The 22,922-nt window shown below is 45.3% G+C and carries 18 protein-coding genes; 13 read left to right on the forward strand and 5 right to left on the reverse strand.

What is annotated here, in order from left to right:
• Positions 1–167: 167 nt before the first annotated feature.
• The 3 genes from ABR335_RS02445 to deoD form a co-directional block, all read right to left on the reverse strand.
• Entirely contained in the window at positions 168–1,490 is a 1,323-nt protein-coding gene (locus ABR335_RS02445; RefSeq protein ID WP_017552281.1) for an NCS2 family permease, read from the reverse strand.
• Positions 1,491–1,826: 336 nt separating this feature from the next.
• Positions 1,827–3,026, reverse strand: coding sequence for a nucleoside transporter C-terminal domain-containing protein (locus ABR335_RS02450; protein ID WP_061087301.1), 1,200 nt, complete (start codon positions 3,024–3,026; stop codon positions 1,827–1,829).
• A gap of 320 nt (positions 3,027–3,346) precedes the next feature.
• Positions 3,347–4,048 carry a purine-nucleoside phosphorylase gene (deoD, locus tag ABR335_RS02455; RefSeq protein WP_017552284.1) on the reverse strand — a complete coding sequence of 234 codons (702 nt, stop codon included), beginning with the start codon at positions 4,046–4,048 and terminating at the stop codon, positions 3,347–3,349.
• Positions 4,049–4,372: 324 nt separating this feature from the next.
• Between deoD and ABR335_RS02460 the strand changes: the two genes are divergently transcribed.
• The 6 genes from ABR335_RS02460 to metE all read left to right on the forward strand — a co-directional run bounded on the left by ABR335_RS02460 (position 4,373) and on the right by metE (position 12,057).
• On the forward strand, positions 4,373–5,326 hold the full coding sequence (locus tag ABR335_RS02460; RefSeq protein WP_017552285.1) for a sugar-binding transcriptional regulator: 954 nt from the start codon (positions 4,373–4,375) through the stop codon (positions 5,324–5,326).
• A 453-nt stretch (positions 5,327–5,779) separates the two neighbouring features.
• Positions 5,780–6,973 (forward strand): phosphopentomutase, encoded by a 1,194-nt coding sequence (locus ABR335_RS02465; RefSeq protein WP_017552286.1) that lies wholly within the window; start codon positions 5,780–5,782, stop codon positions 6,971–6,973.
• Between the two features lie 18 nt (positions 6,974–6,991).
• On the forward strand, positions 6,992–8,293 hold the full coding sequence (locus tag ABR335_RS02470) for a pyrimidine-nucleoside phosphorylase (RefSeq protein ID WP_061087300.1): 1,302 nt from the start codon (positions 6,992–6,994) through the stop codon (positions 8,291–8,293).
• Between the two features lie 26 nt (positions 8,294–8,319).
• Complete coding sequence (gene deoC / locus ABR335_RS02475) at positions 8,320–8,967, forward strand: deoxyribose-phosphate aldolase (protein WP_014096979.1); 648 nt, start codon at positions 8,320–8,322, stop codon at positions 8,965–8,967.
• A gap of 70 nt (positions 8,968–9,037) precedes the next feature.
• The gene (locus tag ABR335_RS02480) at positions 9,038–9,430 is read left to right on the forward strand and encodes a cytidine deaminase (protein ID WP_017552288.1); all 393 of its coding nucleotides are present in this window, start codon (positions 9,038–9,040) and stop codon (positions 9,428–9,430) included.
• A 329-nt stretch (positions 9,431–9,759) separates the two neighbouring features.
• The gene (gene metE / locus ABR335_RS02485; protein ID WP_350346480.1) at positions 9,760–12,057 is read left to right on the forward strand and encodes a 5-methyltetrahydropteroyltriglutamate--homocysteine S-methyltransferase; all 2,298 of its coding nucleotides are present in this window, start codon (positions 9,760–9,762) and stop codon (positions 12,055–12,057) included.
• A 453-nt stretch (positions 12,058–12,510) separates the two neighbouring features.
• On the opposite strand, the gene ABR335_RS02490 is transcribed toward metE, so the two are convergent.
• Positions 12,511–13,686: an IS256 family transposase gene (locus tag ABR335_RS02490; RefSeq protein ID WP_017551449.1), complete on the reverse strand. Its 1,176-nt coding sequence runs from the start codon at positions 13,684–13,686 to the stop codon at positions 12,511–12,513.
• A gap of 686 nt (positions 13,687–14,372) precedes the next feature.
• Here ABR335_RS02490 and ABR335_RS02495 point away from each other — a divergent pair.
• The 3 genes from ABR335_RS02495 (at position 14,373) to ABR335_RS02505 (ending at position 17,459) form a co-directional block, all read left to right on the forward strand.
• On the forward strand, positions 14,373–14,843 hold the full coding sequence (locus ABR335_RS02495; RefSeq protein ID WP_350346481.1) for an SMI1/KNR4 family protein: 471 nt from the start codon (positions 14,373–14,375) through the stop codon (positions 14,841–14,843).
• A gap of 769 nt (positions 14,844–15,612) precedes the next feature.
• Positions 15,613–16,164, forward strand: a complete 552-nt coding sequence (locus ABR335_RS02500) for a helix-turn-helix domain-containing protein (RefSeq protein ID WP_326244479.1) — start codon at positions 15,613–15,615, stop codon at positions 16,162–16,164.
• Positions 16,165–16,184: 20 nt separating this feature from the next.
• A complete protein-coding gene (locus tag ABR335_RS02505) occupies positions 16,185–17,459 on the forward strand; it encodes an MFS transporter (RefSeq protein WP_350346482.1) in 1,275 nt (424 codons plus the stop codon).
• Between the two features lie 376 nt (positions 17,460–17,835).
• Here the strand turns inward: ABR335_RS02505 and guaC are convergent, their stop codons facing one another.
• On the reverse strand, positions 17,836–18,819 hold the full coding sequence (gene guaC, locus ABR335_RS02510) for a GMP reductase (protein ID WP_014096984.1): 984 nt from the start codon (positions 18,817–18,819) through the stop codon (positions 17,836–17,838).
• A 408-nt stretch (positions 18,820–19,227) separates the two neighbouring features.
• On the opposite strand from guaC, the gene ABR335_RS02515 reads away from it, so the two are divergent.
• The 4 genes from ABR335_RS02515 to ABR335_RS02530 are packed head-to-tail and all read left to right on the forward strand — an operon-like array spanning position 19,228 to position 22,907.
• Positions 19,228–20,214, forward strand: a complete 987-nt coding sequence (locus tag ABR335_RS02515) for a sulfonate ABC transporter substrate-binding protein (RefSeq protein WP_350346483.1) — start codon at positions 19,228–19,230, stop codon at positions 20,212–20,214.
• 14 nt (positions 20,215–20,228) lie between these two features.
• Positions 20,229–21,362, forward strand: a complete 1,134-nt coding sequence (ssuD, locus tag ABR335_RS02520) for an FMNH2-dependent alkanesulfonate monooxygenase (protein ID WP_350346484.1) — start codon at positions 20,229–20,231, stop codon at positions 21,360–21,362.
• Positions 21,363–21,375: 13 nt separating this feature from the next.
• Positions 21,376–22,134: an aliphatic sulfonate ABC transporter permease SsuC gene (gene ssuC / locus ABR335_RS02525; protein ID WP_014096987.1), complete on the forward strand. Its 759-nt coding sequence runs from the start codon at positions 21,376–21,378 to the stop codon at positions 22,132–22,134.
• Positions 22,135–22,148: 14 nt separating this feature from the next.
• On the forward strand, positions 22,149–22,907 hold the full coding sequence (locus tag ABR335_RS02530) for an ATP-binding cassette domain-containing protein (protein WP_014096988.1): 759 nt from the start codon (positions 22,149–22,151) through the stop codon (positions 22,905–22,907).
• The last annotated feature ends 15 nt before the right edge of the window (positions 22,908–22,922 follow it).

Genomic DNA, 22,922 nt, shown 5'->3' on the forward strand with positions numbered 1-22,922 from the left:
GAATGTCTTTCATCGAGGTAATGAAGGACAAAAGACTGTTGCCTGTATCGTGAAACGTCTTTCACAGGGCCAATGAAGCAAAAAGAAATTCGCCGGTGGCACAAAACCCCTCAAAAAAACCCGTCTGGAAAGTTCATTTCCAGACGGGTTTTTCGCTTTTCTTCCTATTATAATAAAGCGCTGCAGATCAAGTTGATCAGAAATAAAGCCCCTAACAAGATCATCACAGGGTGTAATGTTTTTGCCTTCCCTTCCAGGATTTTCAGAACGGGCCAAGCTACAAAGCCAAAAGAAAGGCCGGTAGAAATACTGGATGTAAAAGGGATCAGCACGATGATCAAAAATGCCGGAAACCAGCTGCTGAAATCATCGAAATGAAGGTCTTTTAACTGCTGCATCATGATGGCGCCGGTAATGACGATAATTGGCGCAATGGCAGCCTGCGGAATATAACCCAAGAGTGGCGTAAAGAAAAGCGATAAGGCAAACAGAATGCCGGCTGTTACCGCCATGATCCCCGTTCTGCCGCCGCTTTCGATTCCGGCCGCGCTTTCTGCAGCGGCAACGGTCGGGCTTGTGCCCAATATCCCCGAAATCAAGCTTGTCGTAGCACTCCCTTCGAAAGTCCTTTTAAAGTTCCTTTTATCGGGGAGGATGCCCTCCAACATGCCCATCGACTCAAAAATGAGGATCATCGACATGGAAAAGACTGCGAGCAAAAACGGGAGAGAAAACAGGTGTGAGAAATCCCCTTTTCCAACAATTGCGCCATAGCTCGTAAAATCGGATAAGGACACATGCGCGGACTGGCTGCCGTGGATGCCAAACAGGATGCCAGCAATCGCCGTCACTGCAATGCCAATCAAAAATCCGCCGTTTACTTTTTTGATAAAAAGCATCAAGTTGACAAAAAGGCCGAACAAGAAAAGAAGGACATTCGGATTGGTGAGAGAGCCGAGCTCGATTAAGGAAGCTTTCCCCGGCTGGATCAGCGCCGCCTTTTCCAGCCCGATTTCAACAAGAAACAACCCGATTCCGACTGTAATGCCGGTTTTTAAGGCAGCCGGGATGGCAGCCGATAACACCGTGCTCAGTTTTGTAAAAGCAACGAGCATGTACAGCACACTGGCCAGCATGGAAATCGCAAGCGCTTGTTGCCATGACAATCCCATATTGACGACAATCGTATACGTAAAAAAGGCATTGACTCCCATTCCGGGCGTTAGGATGATCGGGGCATTGGCCCAAAACCCCATCATCAGGCAGCCTGCTACAGAAGACAGGATGGTGGCAAATACACTTAAATTGACGGGGATCCCGGCATCCGCCAAAATCATCGGATTGACAATGATGATATACGAAATGGCGAAAAAACCGGTCATCCCGGCCGTGATTTCTCTTTTTATAATAGATTTATCAGAAAAGGCCTGCCATAAGGATGGCCGGCCGGAAGACAGCGTACGATCATGATAGAACTGGTGATGAGACATTTTGATTCATTCCCTTTTTATTTGTATGTTCTATTGGCAACCGCCGATTCCTGCCTGTTTAGAACGGGATGTTTGCTACACCTCCAGCCGGCATGAACAGACAGAAACCGTTTTTTCAAACAGCAGAAAGATGAAAAGCCAGCAACAAGTCGGAAAACGAGCGGCTCCTTCGACATCTCTTCACCATCTGTCCAGGTATCAGATAGAGAAGGAGACCTCATCTAAAGAGCCGTACACCCCATCCGCGAACAGGAAGGGTGCACGGAGTTTTTAAAATTTGTTCTTCCGGAACGAAGCCCCCTGGTTTCAGGGAAAATTTTACACATGATCATCCTATCACCATACAAACAAACCGACAAGGCCGGCGCTCAAAAGCGAGACAAGGATACCGGAAAGGATTAAATAGCCTGCATTTTTCGAAATATGGTGTACAGTTGCTTTGTCCGACAAATCTTTAAACGCGCCGATCACCATTCCCAGTGTCGAGAAGTTCGCAAAAGAAATCAGGAACGTGCAAAGGACGGCACGGAAATGCGGTGCGAACGTGTTGACTTTTGGCGCAATTTCACCCATTACAACAAACTCATTGGTAACCAGCTTCGTCCCCATATATTGTGCCATTTGGAAAGCCTGGTCTGCCGGCAGTCCGAGCAAAAAGCTGAATGGGAACAAGATGATGCCCAAAATCGATTCCATTGTCAGCCAAGGTGCGATGAGCATCAGAAGTTTGTCAATCAATGCGGCAAGTGCGACAAATGCGATAACAGAAGCGGCAATGATCAAAATCAATTTGCCCGCTGCCAGAATGGAGTCGCCAAGGAAAGAAAAGAAAGGTTCTTTTTCTTCTTTTTTGACTTCCACTACTTTATCTTCATCCCGATCGATCTTTACAGGGTTTAAGATGTTGACAACAATAATAGCGTTGATGATATTGAGCGGAATGGCAGAGAGCACAAACTGCCCCGGCACCATTTGTGTATAGGCCCCGACAATGGCTGCGGTAATACAGCTCATCGACATCATCGCCAGCGTTAAATTCCGCTCCGGGCTGTTCTTTTTAATTTGCAGGCTGGAAACCGCCAACGCTTCCGTATTGCCCAAAAACATCATTTCAATAGAGAAAAACGACTCGAATTTCGGCTGGCCAGTAATTTTGGACAAAATCCATCCGAGTTTGCCGATGATCCAAGGCAATACATTGAAATAAGTTAAAATGTCAAATAAAGGAACGACGAGCAAAATCGGAAGCAACGCACTGACGAAAAAGTCCATTTGTTTGACATGCACCCAGCTTGAAAAGGCAAACCCGATACCGTCGTAAGCCGTCTGCACAAGCCAGTTAAAACCGTATGCTGCCCCGTGTACCATGGCGCGCCCCACCGGAAAACGGATTAAAAACCAAGCCAGGAAAATATTGAGAACAACCATTAAAGAAATGGATTTCCATTGAATATGCTTTCTATCCTTAGATAATAAATAGGCGACGCCAATAAATACCAAAATGCCAACGATGTTGAGAAGCAAATATCCGAACATGGCATAGACCTTCTTTCCATTAAGATAAACGACACGTTTATGAAGCTTTCAACATGCCCGAGGCGTAAGTGTGTTTGTACACTTCCTTTTATGCTGAAACTTCAAATGTTTTTGGAAAAAGTTCAAACAAAAACATGGTGGCTGTGTTCTGTTTCACAAAGTGAATATAACACCGAATTGAACAATTGTAAACGCAAACATAAAATTATTTTCAAAGATTAAATTTTCAGTTTACAGGAAAGGGGAGAAAAACCAGGGAGGGCAATGGATTCCGGGAAAAAGAAGAGCCGGCCGATAAACCGGCCGGCAACATTTTTTGCTTACTTTACAGCAGCATCTAAAGCAACGCGGATCATGTCATTGAATGTGGTCTGGCGTTCTTCAGCACTTGTCGCTTCCCCTGTTAACAGGTGGTCGCTGACCGTTAAAATTGCCAGTGCTTTTCTGCCATATTTGGCTGCCAGCGTGTAGAGGGCTGCAGTTTCCATTTCAACGGCCAAAATGCCGTATTGTGCCCATTTTTCGTGTTCGGCGTAGTCATCATAGAATAAATCCGCACTGAACACATTGCCGGCTTTCAAATTCAATCCTTTTTCCACGCCGCTTTCATATGCGCTTTTCAGCAAGTCAAAATTTGCCAGCGGTGCGTAATCCATTGCACCGAAAATTTTCCGGTTGATTTGGGAGTCGGTCGATGCCCCCATGGCCAAAATGACATCACGGATTTTGACATCTTTTTGAATGCCGCCGCATGTCCCAACCCGAATCAAATTTTGCACTCCATAATCCTTCATCAGTTCCGTGATATAAATCGAAATCGAAGGAATGCCCATGCCTGTGCCTTGTACCGATACTTTTTTGCCTTTATACGTTCCCGTAAATCCGAACATATTTCTCACTTCGTTATAACATACTGCGTTCTCAAGGAAATTTTCCGCAATATACTTCGCCCTGAGCGGGTCTCCCGGCAACAGGATCGTGTCAGCAATCTCGCCTTGTTTTGCGCCAATATGTGTGCTCATTTTATGATGCTCCTTTACTGAAATTGTCATCCGTACAAAATGACCGGATGCAGCATGTCTGAATTGTACAAAAGGGAGAAAAAAAGGTCAAACCAAGAGCTTGAATACTAGTGCCAATATAACATGCTCGCGAAAGTTTGTAAACGCAGACATGAAAATAATTTCACAAACCCGATTGCCAAATGTAAAGAAGAACGGTTAAAATAAAGGCAGAAAGAGCTGCTGCATGTTTGCATTCCAAGCCGTGCTGCCGCGTTTCACGATTTTCCACAAAAATTTTATACAAAGTGCTCATTTTTGTATCAGGCCGGGGAGGGGAACCTGATGAAGAAAGAAATGGAGAAAAGCAAGTTAAGCATTGAAGTAGCAGAGCTCTATTATCAACTAAACTACAGCCAGCAGCAAATATCTGAACATTTAAAAATATCTCGTCCGACGGTTTCCAGATTGCTACAATACGCGAGAGAAAAGGGATATGTACAAATCAAAATTGCGGACCCTTTCGTGGATTTGCAGCAACTCGAGCAGCAATTGGCTGAAAAATATCACCTGAAAGAAGCCTGTGTCGCGTTTTCACCTGCATCAGATCCGGCAACCATCTTGCATTATGTGAGCATTCGGGCGGCCGAATATGTAAGCGGATTGATCCGAAACGGCATGAGCATCGGCATCAGCTGGGGATCGACCATCTATGAGGTCGCGGCAAAACTTCCGAAAATGCATGTAAAAGGGGCAGAAGTGGTACAGTTAAAAGGCGGGACAAGTTTTTCGCATGTAAACACGTACGCATGGGAAACGTTAATGCTTTTCGGCAATGCCCTGCAGACGCTCCCTGTCTATTTTCCGTTGCCGCTGTTGTTTGAAAAGGCGGAAGCCATGGAGATCGTCATGCAAGATCAATCCATCCAAAAAATTATCGAGAAAGGCAGGGAAGCCCAGGCAGCCATTTTTACGGTCGGTGCTGCAGATGAAGAAGCCTTGCTGTTTAAACTTGGTTATTTTACTGAGGCGGAAAAAGAAAAACTGATGGAAAAAGCTGTCGGGGATGTGTGCTCACGGTTTATAGACCGAAACGGGGAAATATGTGACACAACGATTAACAAGCGGACGGTGAGCATTGAACTTGCGGAGCTGCGCAAAAAGGAATGGTCCATCCTCGTTGCGGGTGGCAGGCGAAAAGTCCTTCCTGCCCACACGGCACTTACAGCCGGCTATGCAAATGTATTGATTACCGATCAACATACCGCCAAACAATTGCTGGGCATGGAACAGGGATAAAATAAGGGTTTCAATTTCCGGTAAAAGAAGAACGCGTGGGAAAAAACGGTTTCCTCCGTTGTGATGGCCAGGCAATATAGCACACCCGTTGAATTCACGGAAAAACAGGAATGCTAATTGGACAAATGTTCCAGACCGGCCAACTTTTTAGCGAAACCAATGTCGAATAGACGCAACGCGCGAAAAAACAGGCATCCCCAATATCACTGTGTCCCAGATATTGACAAAGAAAAAACAGAGGGCTATGATGGGGGCAAAAGGAAGCGATTACAGCAGGTGAAAACTTTTACCTGTTTTTTCGGAGCTTCCTTGCTACCTGCCGGCCAGCCGTTTTTACAGGTAGACCTTTCACTGTGGCTGTCCTTCTGTTTCACAACGGGCTACCTGCGCAGTGACCAGCATGAAAGCAAGTGATTCTTCAAACTATGTTTTGGCATAAAGGAGAGAACAATAATGGCAGAAAAATTTAAAAGAGTATCGATTATTGTACTGGATTCGGTCGGAATAGGAGAAGCGCCCGATGCAAAAAAGTACGACGATGAAGGATGCGACACACTCGGCCACATTGCCGAAAAAATGAACGGGCTTAACATCCCGAATATGGCAGCGATGGGATTGTCCAATATCCGTCCGGAAAAACCGCTCGTTGGGGTACCGGTTCAGGAACATCCGAAAGCTTTCTTCACCAAAATGCAGGAGATTTCTGCAGGGAAAGACAGCATGGATGGCCACTGGGAAATGATGGGCCTTCCTGTCACGAGCCCACTCCGCACGTTTCCAGAAGGTTTTCCGGATGAATTGATAAAAAAAATCGAGGATTTCAGCGGCCGCAAAGTGCTTTGGAACAAACCGGCAAGCGGCACGGAAATCATTAAGCAGTTCGGTGAAAGACAAATGGAAACAGGAGAGCTGATCGTTTACACTTCCGGTGATTCTGTACTTCAGATTGCGGCCCATGAAGAAATCATTCCGCTTGAAGAATTGTACAAAATCTGCACATATGCGCGAGAGTTGACGATTGATGAGCCTTACCGGATCGGGCGCGTCATTGCAAGGCCGTTTGTCGGAACGTCTGCCGATAATTTTACAAGAACGTCCAACCGGAAAGACTTTACGCTGGAACCAACGGAAGAAACCGTGATGGATTTTATCAAAGATAGCGGGCTGGATTCCATCGCCATCGGGAAAATCAACGACATATTCAGCGGTCACGGGATCACAAAAGGATTCCACACCGAAAGCAATATGGACGGCATGGATAAATTAGTGGACGAACTGAAAAAACCGTTCCACGGCCTCTGTTTTACGAACCTTGTCGATTTTGACGCGAAATACGGCCACCGCCGTGATCCGATCCGCTACGGACAAGCGATTGAAGCGTTTGACAAGCGGCTTGATGAAGTGCTGCCGGAACTGTCGGAAGAAGATTTACTGATTATTACGGCTGACCACGGAAACGACCCGGCGTTTAAAGGAACGGACCATACACGGGAATTCGTGCCGCTGCTTGTCTACTCCCCGCGCTTTAAAGAAGGTCGCGCCCTTCCTGTAAGGCAGACGTTTGCCGATCTCGGCGCAACGATCGCAGAGAACTTCGGTGTCCGTGCACCTAAAATCGGGACCAGCTTTTTGAACGAACTACGCTGAAAAGAAAGGTGACGAGCCATGCGGATGATCGACATTATTGAAAAAAAGCGGAACGGCGGAGAACTGGCAACGGAAGAAATCAACTTTTTTGTGAAGGGGTATACAGAAGGCACCATTCCTGATTACCAGGCAAGCGCCCTGGCCATGGCCATCTATTTTAAGGATATGTCAGATCGGGAAATTGCGGATCTGACCATGGCGATGGTCCATTCCGGGGAAACGCTTGATCTGTCTGCCATCCACGGCATCAAAGTAGACAAACATTCAACCGGCGGTGTCGGTGACACAACAACACTTGTCCTCGCCCCTCTTGTAGCCGCACTTGGCGTCCCGGTAGCAAAAATGTCGGGCCGGGGCTTGGGGCATACAGGCGGTACCATTGACAAACTGGAATCCATTCAAGGGTTTCATGTTGAAATTACGACAGACCAGTTTATTGATTTGGTGAACCGGGAAAAAGTTGCCGTTATCGGACAAACCGCCGACCTGGCACCTGCTGATAAAAAGCTGTACGCACTAAGAGATGTCACTGCAACGGTGGACTCCATTCCGCTGATTGCAAGTTCAATCATGAGCAAAAAAATTGCTGCGGGTGCAGATGCCATTGTTTTAGATGTCACAACAGGCGCCGGTGCTTTTATGAAAAAAGAAGAAGATGCCATCCGCCTTGCTGAAACAATGGTCCGGATCGGCAACCATGTCGGCCGCAAAACCATGGCCGTGATTTCCGATATGTCCCAGCCGCTCGGATATGCCATCGGGAATGCCCTCGAGGTAAAAGAAGCCATCGACACGCTAAAAGGAGAGGGCCCTGACGATTTGACGGAACTGGTGCTTGCACTCGGCAGCCAGATGGTGGTGCTTGCCGGAAAAGCGACGACATTGGAAGAAGCAAGGAAAATGCTGAAAGAAGCCATCGCGAATGGCGCCGGTCTTGAAAAGTTTAAAAAATTTGTCGCCAACCAGGGCGGGGATCCTTCTGTGATTGACCATCCGGAAAAACTGCCGCAAGCGAAATATGCGATCGATCTCCCGGCAAAAACTTCCGGGTACGTTTCCAAAATGGTTGCAGACCAGATCGGGGTTGCGGCAATGATGCTGGGGGCAGGACGCGCCACGAAAGAAGATAAAATTGATTTTGCAGTAGGAATCGTTTTGCGGAAAAAAGTCGGGGATCGGGTAGAAGCCGGAGAACCGCTCGCCACGATTTATGCAAACCGGGAAGCAGTCGAAGAAGTAAAAGAAAAAATATACGACAATATCACCATCTCCGATCACGGTGAGGAACCGAAACTGATTCATAAAATCATTACAGAATAATCGATCCTATTGAAAGGGGAAATTTTATGACGAACCTTGCAGCGTATATTGATCATACCTTATTAAAACCAGAAGCAACCGAAAAAGACATTTTAAATTTAACAGCAGAAGCTGCACAATATCATTTTGCATCTGTCTGCATTCATCCTTACTGGGTAAAATTGGCTGCCAAAGAGCTGGCTGGAACAGGCGTGAAAGTCTGCACCGTCATTGGCTTCCCGCTTGGCGCCACAACGTCCGAGACAAAAGCCTTTGAAACGAAAAAAGCAATCGAGGACGGCGCGGATGAAATTGATATGGTCATCAATATCGGTGCATTAAAAAGCGGAGATATAGAAGCCGTTGAGGCGGATATCCGTGCGGTCGTGGAAGCGGCACAAGGAAAATTGGTCAAAGTCATTATCGAGACCTGCTTATTGACAAACGAAGAGAAAGAACTGGCTTGCAGACTGGCTGTCAAGGCAGGCGCCCATTTCGTAAAAACGTCAACCGGATTTTCAACAGGCGGCGCCACGATAGAGGATGTAAAACTGATGCGGCAAACAGTCGGGGACAAAGCCGGTGTCAAGGCTTCAGGCGGAATCCATACAAAAGCAGAAGCGGAAGCCATGATTGAAGCCGGCGCAACAAGAATCGGGGCCAGCTCCGGCGTAAAAATTGTGAGCGAATCGTAATCGGGGATTCGCTCGTTCAAAGAGCTGGATCGGTGCAAATTGTAAGCGAATAAGAAAGGGAGTGCGAGACATGGATGTTGAAAAATGGGTCAAAGATGCCATTGAAATTCGTAAAGCCGCCTATGTTCCTTATTCCCACTTTGAGGTTGGCTCCTGTCTTGTTACAAAAAGCGGGAAGGAATATTTAGGATGCAATATTGAAAATGCATCATACGGATTATCCAACTGTGCGGAAAGAACGGCTATTTTTAAAGCGGTATCTGAAGGGGAAAGGGAATTTCAATACATGGTCATCGCCGGAGATACGGATGAACCCATTGTGCCATGCGGGGCATGCCGCCAAGTGATGAGCGAATTTTGCGAGAAAGATATGCCGGTCCTGCTCGTGAACACAAAAGGCGACAGGCGGCTAACCACCGTCGGAGAACTCCTCCCCGGCGCGTTTTCCAAAGATGATATGTAAGCCGAAAACAGGCAGCAAAATTCTTGCTGCCTGTTTTTGTGCGGCGATATGCGGGACCAGCATGCGCTTATATGCAGCGGATTCCCGCGCCTATTTGGAATGCATAAAGATAATTCGTACGGTTTTACCGTTTAAGATGGCATTTCGAACGATTTCCCCTCGAAAATAATCCCCCGACGTATTCACCGAATCCAATTTTTCCTTGCATTCAGGCACCAGCCTGTATACAATAAGAAACATAACTTCAGTATTTTTCATAACTTCGGTATTTTTCCATAACTTCGCAGCGGAACCCCTTATACAGGGTCACGAACAAGGAGGAGAACGATGTGTCAAAAGTAAAAAGTTCCAACTTAGGTTACCCCAGAATCGGAGAAAAAAGGGAATGGAAAAAGGCGCTCGAGCAATTTTGGGCAAAAACGCTTTCTGAAGAAGCGTTTTTAAAACGGGTAAAGGAATTGCGCTTAAGTTATTTGGAAAAGCAAAAAAATAGCGGTATCGATCTGATTCCAATCGGTGATTTTAGCTTATATGATCACATTCTGGATACTGCTGTTCTTTTCGGCCTGATCCCTGAACGGTTTCACCATACAAACGGCGCTGTCAGCTTAGATACATATTTTAGTATAGCCCGCGGCAATTCTAATGCGGTCGCTTCCGAGATGACAAAATGGTTTAATACCAATTACCATTACATCGTCCCGGAAATAAACGCCGGCACTACCCCTTATATTACTGAAAATCGTTTGCTCAATCTTTATCTTGAAGCGAAGAAAGAGCTGAATATCGATGGAAAGCCGGTTATTGTGGGCCCTGTTACCTTGTTAAAACTATCAAAGGGGTTTGAAAAGAAGGACTTTCCGAATCTTTTGCGCGCCCTTATCCCGCTTTATATTGAAGTCTTTACCGATCTTCAAACAGCGGGAGCGACATGGGTTCAAGTCGATGAACCCATTCTTTCCACAACGCTTGACAAGAAAGAGCTTGGCTACTTCAAAGAAACATACGAAGCTTTTCATCAAGCTGTTCCCAATTTAAATCTTTTACTTCAAACGTACTTTGAATCTGTTGATCATTATCAGGACGTGGCAGCTCTCCCTGTCCAAGGGATTGGTCTTGATTTTGTATATGATGACGGTGCTAATCTTGCATCACTTGAAAAATACGGATTCCCGGAAGATAAAGTACTTGCTGCGGGAGTGGTGGATGGCCGGAATATTTGGCGCACCGATCTTGATGAAGCGTTACAACAAGTAAATGATCTCCTCCATTTTGTGGATCAGGAACGGCTTTGGATTCAGCCATCCTGCAGTTTACAGCATGTTCCCGTCACGGTCCGCCAAGAAAGCGAACTGGAGCCAGTTTTAAAAAATGCGATCAGTTTTGCGGATGAAAAACTGAAAGAAGTCGTGGCACTTGTAAAAGGCGTGAATGAAGGGCGCGATGCCATCCTTGAAGAAATAAAAGAAAGCAAAGAAGCGATTCAAGCATTAAATCACTCATCGCATCGAAACATTGATTCAGTTAAAAAAGAAATTCAATCGCTTGGGGATGACATGCCAAAACGGCCGTTGCCATTTTCTGAGCGACAAGCCATTCAAGAAAAGAAGTGGCAACTGCCGCTTCTGCCGACGACAACAATTGGCAGTCTGCCGCAAACCAAAGAGATTCGTTCAGCCAGGCAAAAATGGCGCAAGGGTGAATGGACGGAAAGCCAATATGAACAATTCATTCAGCAAAATATCGCAAAATGGATTAAAATTCAGGAAGATTTGGACATCGATGTACTCGTCCATGGCGAATTCGAGCGGAATGACATGGTCGAATACTTTGGTGAAAAACTTCGCGGTTTCGCTTTTACCCGTTTTGCCTGGGTTCAATCGTATGGTTCCAGATGTGTCAAGCCGCCGATTATTTTTGGTGATGTTGATCTGGAGGCTCCGATGACCGTAAAAGAAAGCACCTATGCCCAAAGTCTGACAACACGACCGGTCAAAGGCATGCTCACCGGCCCTGTTACGATTTACAATTGGTCATTCGTTCGAAATGATATCAGTCAATTTGATGTCTTCAAACAGATTGCGCTTGCCTTGAAAAAAGAAATTCATGCCCTTGAGGAAAATGATATTCGGATGATTCAAGTAGATGAACCCGCGATTCGCGAAGGGTTACCATTAAAAGAGGAGAAAAAAGGAAAGTATCTTCATGATGCTGTTTATGCTTTCCGCTTGGCAACCAGTTATGTGGATCATAGCACCCAAATTCATACGCATATGTGTTATTCAGAATTTGATGAAATCATTGATGCCATCGATCAATTGGATGCTGATGTGATTTCAATTGAGGCTGCCAGAAGCCATGGGGAAATCATTTCCACTTTTGAAGACCATGAGTATGACAAAGGGATCGGCCTCGGTGTCTATGACATTCACAGCCCCAGAATACCAAGTGTGGAGGAAATCAAGACGAGCATTGAACGTGCGCTTCGAGTAATTGATCCTAAATTATTCTGGATCAATCCTGACTGCGGCCTGAAAACAAGAAAACCGGAAGAAACGATTCCTGCACTTAAAAATCTTGTCCAAGCGACGAAAGAAGTCAGGGAAAAACATTTACAGCTCAAGTAAAAGCTAAAGGATATGGGCCACCATTGGCTCATATCCTTTTTTAAAATAGACATGCTCTATGTAAAGGAACGAGGCCAATTTTGCACGCATCCTTAACGTAGATATGCTCTATGTAAAGAAACGAGGCCAATTTTGCATGCTTCCTTAACGTAGACATGCTCTATGTAAAGGAACAATGCCATTTTTGCACGCTTCCTTAACGTAGATATGCTCTATGTTAAGGAACAAAGGAATTTTTGCATGCTTCTTTAACGTAGACATGCTCTATGTAGTCAAGTCCAGGTTATTGTGTAAATTTATGGGCAAATGTTTTCAACCACCCCTTCATTTTTTCGGCTTAACTTCCATGGATTTTTTTCTTCATCTCCGGGAAGGGATGTCAAATGCCTTTCAATTTGACATCCCTTCCCGGAGATGAAATCATCCATGATGGAAGTTAAGCTGAAAATGCTGCTAACTATTCTTTCCCATAAGTGACTTCCTCTTCGAGTATTCTGTATCTTGATACTGCATTAAAACGGCACCAACCAAACGAAAAGCAGATTGGGTATTAGGAAAAATGCGAATGACCCTTTCCCTTCTACGAACCTCTTGGTTAAGCCGCTCGAGGGAATTAGTACTCCGTATGTGCATACGGATATTCTCAGGAAAGTTCATGTATTGGATAGTATCTTCAAAACCTTCATCTAAAATGGCCAGGGCTTTTTCAAATCTTGCTTCTGTACCAAATTTGTTTATTAATTCATCTTTAAACTTGCGTATGTCCTCAATCGTAACGGCCTCAAACACGCGCTTAATCATCACCCGGATTTCTGCAGTATCTTTTTTGGGCAGTTTTTCAATGATATTGCGTTTAAAATGAACATTGCACCTTTGCCAAGCAGTGCCAATGAATTCCCGTTGTATTGCTTTCTGAAGGCCCATGTGAGCATCGGAAATAACGAGTTTTGGTGATTGGAGTCCACGTGATTTAAGTTGTTTAAAAAATGAACTCCAACTCTCCAAACTTTCTGCATGGTCAACGCTTAAACCCAGTATTTCACGTGTATTCTTCTCTGTAATGGCAGTCGCAATATAAACAGCCTTTGATATGACCTTATGGTGCTCCCGTACTTTTATATACATGGCGTCCACAAACACATAAGGGTAGTAGGTTGTATTCAACGGTCTCTCGGCCCAAGCATTCACAATGGGATCCAGTTTTTGCGTAAGGGAAGAGACAAACGACTTGGATACATTCTTACCGCAAAGCTGTTCTACGACATTTGTGACCTTACGGGTAGAGACGCCATTGATGACCATCTCCAACATAGAAAGGACGAAAGCTTGGTCACATCTGGCATACTTTTCAAATAAGGTAGTTGAGAATTCGCCATTACGTGTCCGGGGAACTTTTAATGTAACATTGCCGATGCTCATCAACAGCTCGCGTTCATAGTAACCGTTCCGGTAATCCCGGCGTTCAACAGCGCGTTCATAAGGGCTCGTTTTTAAATAGTCATCCCTTTCCTTTTCCATAAACTCGTTTAACACGAGGACAACCGCTGATTTAATTACCGCGTCAAGATCGGAAGTCATGATGGCTTCTTTTAAAACATCCAAATTTAAGTTAAACTGTAAGTGAGTCATTTTATCTCCTCTTTTCATTAGTTTATCGTCGTTGAAAACAGTGTTGCCAAGAGTTGATAAAATGACTCCTTCTTTTTACACAATTATACGGACTTAATCCTCTATGTAAAGGAACAAGACAATTTTTCCACGCTTCCTTAACGTAGATAGCCTCTATGTAAAGGAACGAGGCCAATTTCGCACGGTTTCTTAACGTAGACAGCCTCTATGTAAAGGAACGAGGCCAATTTCGCACGCTTCCTTAACGTAGACATGCTCTATGTGAAGGAACGAGGCCAATTTTGCATGCTTCCTTAACGTAGACATGCTCTATGTAAAGGAACGAGGCAATTTTTGCACGCTTTCTTAACGTAGACATGCTCTATGTTAAGGAACAAGGGAATTTTTTCATGCTTCCTTAACGTAGACAGCCTCTATGTAAAGGAACAAGGCCATTTTTGCGCGCTTCCTTAACGTAGATAGCCTCTATGTAAAGGAACGAGGCCAATTTTGCATGCTTTCTTAACGTAGACGGCCTCTATGTAAAGGAACAAGGCCAATTTCGCACGCTTTCTTAACGTAGACATGCTCTATGTTAAGGAACGAGGCAATTTTTGCACGCTTCCTTAACGTAGACTAATAAACGGAGAGCTGGCTATTGGAAACACAGGGCGAATGATTATATTTTGGAAATGGAGGAATAGATTTTGAGCATAGAAAACTACGAAAAGGCAAAACAACTAATCTATCAAAATGAAAAAATCGCAGACTTTGTAGGTGGCCGGAATAACCATTTAATTTTAATGGCTGAGAAAAAGCTTGGATTAACATTTTCCAATTTATATAGGGACTTTTTATTATCCTTTGGAGCAGGGAATTTCGGATCACAAGAGATATACGGAATCATTAAGGAGGACTTTGAAAACTCTTCAGTGCCCGATGCAATTTGGTATACCTTAACAGAAAGAAAGGAAAGTGACCTTCCTATGCATCTTCTTGTTATTTATGACACTGGGGGGGACGAGCTTTTTTGTCTCGACTTTAATCATGTTGGAATTAATAAAGAGCCAAAAGTGGTATCGTTTATTCCTGGAATAAGGTTAGAAAATCAGCAATACAAAATCATCGCAAATGACTTTGGAGATTTCTTATTAGATCTCGTCCAACAAGAAATATAGAATCCCTCTTTTTTCGACGGACAAAAAAAGGTGTTGCTGGAAGTAATTCTATAGATAAAACTGTTATCAGTGCAGATGGAATCGATGGCGGGTGACGGTTCGTTACTTACAACCCGAAACAGTTTGTCACTGAGGGCGTATATGGGGGGTACGTCTGCCTGTCACCACTTTAAAGCAGGCTTCTTTGCGCAATAAAAAGTTGTAAACGAAATCCACTGACCAACTTTACGAGCTACTGTGGCAACTGGCAAGAAAAACCCCGGACCTAAGCAACGGTAAGTAAAGCTTACTAAATGAGCAATATTATGGAAATAAAACCAAACATGAAAGCCATATGAGATTCATCGTAATGCCGAAAAAGCGTTGTACTCGAAAGTGCAATTTACCGAATGAGTCGCATAAAACGCAACAGCATCCGTTAATACGTTCTCCCTAAGTGATTGAAATGATATTCCACAAGAAGTTTATAAATTTTAAAAAAATGTTGACTTTTCGGAAGGGCTAGTGTTAAAATCATATCAATAAATTTAAACGTATTAAAAAAATAATACGAGAGGAGAATTTCATATGGGGATAAGTACTGACGATTCTCAAGTTTCCTATTTTTTTGACTCACCATATCGGCAAGTCTATTCACATCTATTAGAAAGAGAAACGATCAAAAGAAGCAACCTTATCAAATTCGAAAAATAAGCCCGGAATCTTACTCCAAAAAACTTGGCATGCACCATCTGCCCTAATCGAAATGATACGATTGGATGTGTTGATAATGAACGATGTTTTCTATGTAGAGAACCTGGATCAATTAAAAGCGTTAAGCGATCCTTTTAAAGTAAAAATTCTTTGGGAAATAGACGAAGTTTCCAAAACGGGGAAAATGCTCGCTGACCAATTGCATTTATCCCCGTCAAAAGTAAGATATCATTTAACCGAGCTGGAAAAAGTAGGGCTTGTGAAAATTGACAGGACTGAGGAAAAAAATGGTATTGTCCAAAAGTTTTATCGTACAGTTGCGAAAAATATCTCTCTTGAAAAAATCACGCCCTATATAAATAAAAGCAATCCGTCTCTTGGTGAAGGATTAAAGGAAAGCATGATGATATCTTTAAACAAAACAGCCCAATTGTTGGCAAGTCAGGACATTGATGATATTTCCGATATGCAGCAAGTTACGGGGGATTATCGTCTAAACAAGGAAGAAATTGAGAGACTGAACGGAATGTTAAAAGAAATATATTTGCTTTTAAGAGACGCAAGCCAGGATCCGCAAAAAGAAGGGGAAAAGTACCATATTCATTTGACTGTTTTCAAAAATCGTTAAAACGGATGGTGAGTTGCATTGTGACAGTGCTCAAACAACGATCTTCCCTCTGCTTTTTCTTAGCGCAATTTATTTCACGCTTTGGCGACGGCATCACGACGACGATTATTTTGTATCTCATTGGAACGACATCAAAAGATCCGTTCTTTATTGGGCTTGTTCTTTTTGCACAATACGGGCCGATGCTTTTGTTCGGTTTTTTTACAGGGACCATGGCAGACCGGTTTCCTAAACACATCCTCATGATTGGAACGGATCTATACCGGGCTTTTGTAATGATCGCCATGATCTTTTCAACACATGTGATTTGGCTGCTCATTATGCTCGTTTTCCTTTCCGGTATTGGGAATGCCATTAGTTATCCAGCCAGGTCTTCGTTTATTCCTCATTTGGTTGGAGAACAACAGATTACGGAAGCGTTGAGCATTTCTCAAGGCATCAATTCGATTATGCAAATTGCCGGTCCGGGTGCAGCCGGGATACTCCTTGTGCTGACATCCCCCTCCAATATCCTGATCATTGACGTGGTCACTTTCTTGGTATCGGCATTATTGACAGGCGTGTCCGTCAAAATGATTCACTATCATCAAGCACACAATGACAATCAAAACCAGCATTCATCCATATGGCGTTCTGCAAAAGATGGAATAAAAACGGTCTTTGCTTTAGCGCCCCTTACCTTTCTCATTGCATTGATTATGCAATTGATGTTTGCGGCGGGGATTTTTAATACGACATCGACTTCGTTATTGCTGCAAGACTTCCATGTTTCCAGTTTCCATTATGGCATGATTGAAGCAATGGTAGGCGCAGGTGCATGCATCGGTGCCGCAATGGGCCCGTTTCTCCTCCTGCATTTTAAACCGGGACATCTGCTCTTTTTTTCGTCAGCCTTCATGGGGGTATGGATGATTTTCGTTGTTCTTTTACAGCAGCTTCCCGGCGTTTATACGATTCCTTCATTATATATATGGGTTTCGATCATAGGGTTAATCAATGCGTTTCTCAATATCCCAATCAGCAGTTTGTTTCTTGGCCTGACGCCGGATATTTATAGAGGGAGAGCGATGGCTATTTTACAAATGTCGTCAAATACAGGGTTACTACTGGGCATTGTCATTTCAGGGCTGCTTTCCCGGTTTTTGGGAGCCGTCTTCGTCACTGCCATTTCCGGTACTTTACTCGTTCTTATTTCGCTCCTCGCGACTAGAACGAAAGGGTTTAAGGCACTCCTCGCCATTGATAAGAAAATGAAGAAGCCGGAAAAAGAAAATGTGGTGGTACCCGGCGAATAATTGCAATGGATGATCATTTGGTGGGCCCTTACATCCAGCGGCTACCTGCAGATCACTTACAAACTAAAAAAAGGCAGCGGGTATTTGCTGCCTTTTTTGGATGCCCGGCCGGGGGCGGAAATAGGGCTTGCTGCATAAGCAAAATTCCTAGACTTGGAAAGGTTGATGACAGCTTTGGCAACCATTTAATGCAAGGGATTTACAACCATTTCAGGGAAAAGCTTGCACTCGAAAGCCGATTCAACGGATGGAGAAGATAAAATCACCCATTTTCGCAAAAAAATTCTTCTATATTTTGAGACAGCGTTTGCAGACAAACTCAGAATCGGATTCGTTCAGCAAGCCCTAAATGGGATACGTTCAACTGTACCGAGCGTTAATACACCCGGTCTCCGTTAAAAATGGAACTTTTTACAACGACATAGTCCACTTTCCGAATGTCCGCCAGTTTGTTACCGCCGGCATAGGAAATGGCAGATTGCAAGTCCTCTTCCATTTCTTTCAGCGTATCCTGAAGCGGACCTCTGTATTCCACGTACATTTTTTTCCCTTCGACATTTTTGCGTTCCCCTTTTTGAAACTCCGAAGCCGAACCGAAATACTCTTTGTAAAGTTTTCCGTCCATTTCAATCGTTTCACCCGGGGATTCTTCGTGCCCTGCGAAAAGGGAGCCGATCATTACCATTGTCGCCCCAAACCGGACCGATTTGGCAATATCGCCGTGCGTGCGGATTCCACCGTCCGCAATAATTGGTTTGCTTGCCGCCTTTGCACACCAGCGCAATGCCGCCAGTTGCCAGCCCCCTGTTCCGAACCCGGTTTTAATTTTTGTAATGCATACTTTTCCTGGCCCGATTCCGACTTTTGTGGCGTCTGCCCCGGCATGTTCCAATTCCCGGACGGCTTCAGGCGTGCCGACATTTCCGGCAATGACAAACGTTTCCGGCAAGTGCTTTTTGATATGATGGATCATATCAATCACGGCATTCGAATGGCCATGTGCAATGTCAATTGTTATATACTCCGGCTCCAGATTTCTTGCGGCCAGTTCTTCGATAAACGCATATTCTTCCGGCTTGACGCCTGTGCTGATAGAAGCATAAAGCCCGCGCTCCTTCATCTCCTTCACAAACGAAAGCCGTTTTTCCGGCTGAAAACGGTGCATAATGTAAAAATATCCGTTTTCCGCAAGATAGACTGCGATTTTTTCATCTATGATGGTTTGCATATTGGCCGGCACAACAGGCAATCTGAATTTCCGCCCGCCCAATTCCACACTCGTATCACACTCCGAGCGGCTATTTACAATGCATTTTTCCGGAATTAGCTGAATATCTTCATAATCAAACACTGTATCCATGGATTTACACTCCTAAAAACGAATATTATTTGAATATAACTCAATAAATGTTCGTACATTGGTACTTTACCTGATTTTTTTACAATTGTCAAAGGTTTTCATCACGATACCGGCGATCAGCATGAATGATAAAAAAATAAAATATTACTTGACAGGTCGGAATAGTGGAATTAAAATGAATTTAACCTTTCAAACGGGCAAGCTACATTTAAGCGGATGCAGATGTGGAAAGACAATTAAAATATTTTGAAGCCGGCCGGTCAACCGAAGGCTCCTCACTTTGTTATAAAGATGAGGGGCCTTTTTTGCGGCCTTATACCCACTAAATAAATCGGAATGATAGGAAAGGAGGCGGTGCCCATGTGTACCTCCTACATAATGCTATAAAACAAGAAAGGAGAGAGGGAAATGTTAAAGAAACGAAAGCGACTGGTGTCGGTCCATTTGCTGCTGATCACCGCCATTTTTTTACTCATCAGCGGATGCAGCAGTGGGAAAAAGGATACAGCAGCGGCAAAATCGGGCGAAAAAGGCGGTAAAGTAGTCCGGATTGGCTATCAGAAATTCGGAACCTTAAACATTTTAAAAGCGAAAGGAACACTTGAAAAAGCACTGAAACCGCTCGGATATTCCGTAAAATGGACGGAATTTCCCGGCGGCCCGCAGCTTTTGGAAGCACTCAATGCGGGGAGTCTGGACTTTGGCCATACGGGGGAAGCACCGCCCATTTTTGCCCAGGCAGCAGGGGCGCCGCTCGTATATTTTGCCAATTCGGCCAGCAATCCAAAAGGGGAAGCCATCATTGTCCCGAAAAATTCCAACATTCATAGCCTCAAAGATTTAAAAGGCAAGAAAATCGCGTTGAACAAAGGGTCGAATGTCCATTATTTGCTTGTACGGGCATTGGAGAAAGCCGGCATTCCCTATAGCAGCATCCATCCGGTTTTTCTGGCGCCCGCCGATGCGCGCACTGCATTTGAAAAAGGGGATGTCGATGCGTGGGTGATCTGGGATCCGTTTTTGGCTGATGCACAGCTGGCAACGAAAGCCCGCACCATAGCGGATGGCACCGGCCTTGTCGAGAACCGGGAATTTTTCCTGGCAGCAAAGCCGTTTGCGCAAAACCATGCGGATGTTCTCAATGTGATTTTTAAACAACTTGAGAAAACAGATCGGTGGGTGGAGAAAAATCCGAAGCAGGCGGCCGAATTCCTGGCACCGCAGATTGGAATGGATAAAAAATCTTTGGAACTGACGCTCAGCCGCAAAAACTTCGGCACTGAGAAAATCACAACCCAAACGCTGAAAGACCAGCAGCAAATCGCAAATGAATTTTACAAACTGAAGTTAATTCCGAAACCAATCAAAGTGAAAGAAGCATTTTTATCCAAATGAAGGGGGAATAAAGGATGAACGTATTTTGGTTTATACCGACACATGGTGATTCGCGCTACCTGGGGGTAACAACCGGCGGGCGGGCCGTCACTTTCAACTATTTAAAGCAAGTGGCACAGGCTGTCGACCACCTCGGCTACACCGGGGCTTTGCTCCCAACCGGAAGATCTTGCGAAGACGCATGGGTGACGGCCTCGAGCCTGATACCGGTTACTTCAAAAATAAAGTTCCTCGTTGCGGTCCGGCCCGGGATCATGTCTCCATCGCAGGCAGCGAGAATGGCCGCAACATTTGACCGGCTTTCTGAAGGGCGGCTGCTCATCAATGTTGTCACAGGGGGAGATCCTGTTGAACTGGCCGGAGACGGTCTCCACCTCAGCCACCGCGAACGTTATGAACTGACCGATGAATTCCTGACCATCTGGCGGAATTTGCTTGAAAACAGGGAAGCGGATTTTACAGGCAAATATTTAAACGTAAAAGGGAGCAAACTGCTTTACCCAACGGTGCAGCAGCCTTATCCGCCGCTTTATTTCGGCGGGTCGTCAGAAATCGGGCAGGAAGTGGCGGCAAAACATGTCGATGTCTATTTGACTTGGGGCGAGCCGCCGGAAAAAGTAAAGGAAAAAATCGATCATGTCAAAAAACTGGCGTCAGCACAAGGAAGGACAGTGCGTTTTGGGATTCGGCTCCATGTCATTGTCAGGGAAACAGAGGACGAGGCATGGGATGCAGCCAATGACTTGATCCGGTATGTCGATGATGAACTCATCCATGCGTCCCAAAAGATTTTTTCACGGTTTGACTCGGTCGGCCAGCAACGGATGACATCTCTCCACAACGGCAGCCGCGACAATCTTGAAATTAGTCCGAACCTTTGGGCCGGCGTCGGGCTCGTGCGCGGCGGGGCGGGAACGGCACTTGTAGGGAGCCCGGAAATTGTCGCAGAAAGAATGAAGGAATATGCGGAGCTTGGCATTGAAACGTTCATTTTATCCGGTTATCCGCATCTTGAAGAAGCGTACCGGACGGCTGAGCTGTTGTTCCCATACCTGCCGCTTGAACAGCCTGATGCCCCCGTTTCCAATGTCATCAGCCCGTTCGGCGAGATTGTGGCGAACGATGCACTGCCGAAAGTATTAAAGTAAGGAGGCCGATCTGATGTTGAAAAAACGCGTCATGCCGTGGGTGGTGCCGGTTTGCCTGCTGTTTGCCTGGCAGCTTGCAAGTTCTGCTGGCATCTTGCCACCCAATGTGCTCCCAAGCCCTGTTGCCGTTGTAAAAGCGGCTTGGGGTCTCACGCAATCCGGGCAGCTTTTCAATTATATCGGCGCAAGCACAAAACGGGCACTGATCGGATTTTTGGTTGGCGGCGGAATCGGATTTGGACTTGGGTTGTTTACCGGGCTGTCCAAAAAAGCGGAAAGCCTGCTCGATAGTACCGTGCAAATGATCCGGAACGTTCCCCACCTTGCCCTGATTCCGATTGTCATTTTATGGTTCGGGATCGGGGAAGAAGCGAAGCTGTTTCTCGTTGCGCTCGGCACCTTTTTTCCAATCTATTTAAATACGTTCCATGGCATCCGCTCGGTGGACAGAGCGCTAATCGAAATGGGAGAAGTTTACGGGCTGAAAGGGACGGCACTTTTTTGGCATATGATCCTGCCGGGGGCGCTTCCTTCCATCTTAGTCGGTGTGCGCTATGCGCTCGGGGTCACATGGGTAACCTTGATTGTGGCCGAAACGATTGCATCCAACTCCGGCATTGGCTATATGGCCATGAACGCCCGCGAGTTCATGCAGCTTGATGTTGTCGTTTTGAGTATTGTCTTATATGCCCTTCTTGGAAAACTGTCCGACTGGCTGGCAAAAATCGCAGAACAACGATTGTTAAAGTGGCACCCGTCATATCAAAAATAAAGGAGGAGGAAACGATGCCGAAAGAAAAGGCGTTTGCTGTAGAGATTGAGGGGCTGGAGAAATCATTCGGCAGCCATCGCATCCTGCGCCATCTTCATTTAAAAATAAGAAAAGGGGAATTTGTTGCGATTGTTGGGAGGAGCGGATGCGGCAAAAGTACGCTTCTCAGGCTGCTTTCAGGACTTGAAGCGGCAAGCGGCGGAAAAATCCTTATAAACGGGGCGCCTTTATCCGGCAGAAACGGATCGGCAAAAATGATGTTTCAGGACGGCCGCCTGCTCCCATGGAAAACCGTGCTTCAAAATGTCGGGCTTGGCCTTGCGGGCGACTGGAAGAACAAGGCACTTGAAATGCTTGGAAAAGTCGGGCTGGAAGGGCGTGCAAATGATTGGCCTTCGTCTTTATCCGGCGGCCAGAAACAAAGGGTGGCACTGGCGAGGGCATTAATCCATGAGCCGGACATCCTTCTCCTCGATGAACCGCTTGGGGCGCTCGATGCATTAACCCGGATTGAAATGCATGCGCTGATCCAGTCGCTTTGGCTTGAAAAACATTTTACGGCCATATTGGTGACACATGACGTGGAAGAAGCAGTCGCCCTCGCTGATCGGGTTGTGTTAATCGAAGAGGGGGAAATTGCGATGGATTATCCGGTAAAACTTCCTTATCCACGGAAAAGGGACCACGCCCTCTTTTCAGCAACGACCAATCATATTTTAAACCGCATTTTAGGGAACAACGGCCATCAGCTGTTGCACGCAATGAAAAATTAAGGAAGAATTGGGGGA

The organism is Heyndrickxia faecalis, assembly GCF_040267745.1.
Taxonomy (GTDB): Bacteria; Bacillota; Bacilli; order Bacillales; family Bacillaceae_C; genus Weizmannia; species Weizmannia faecalis.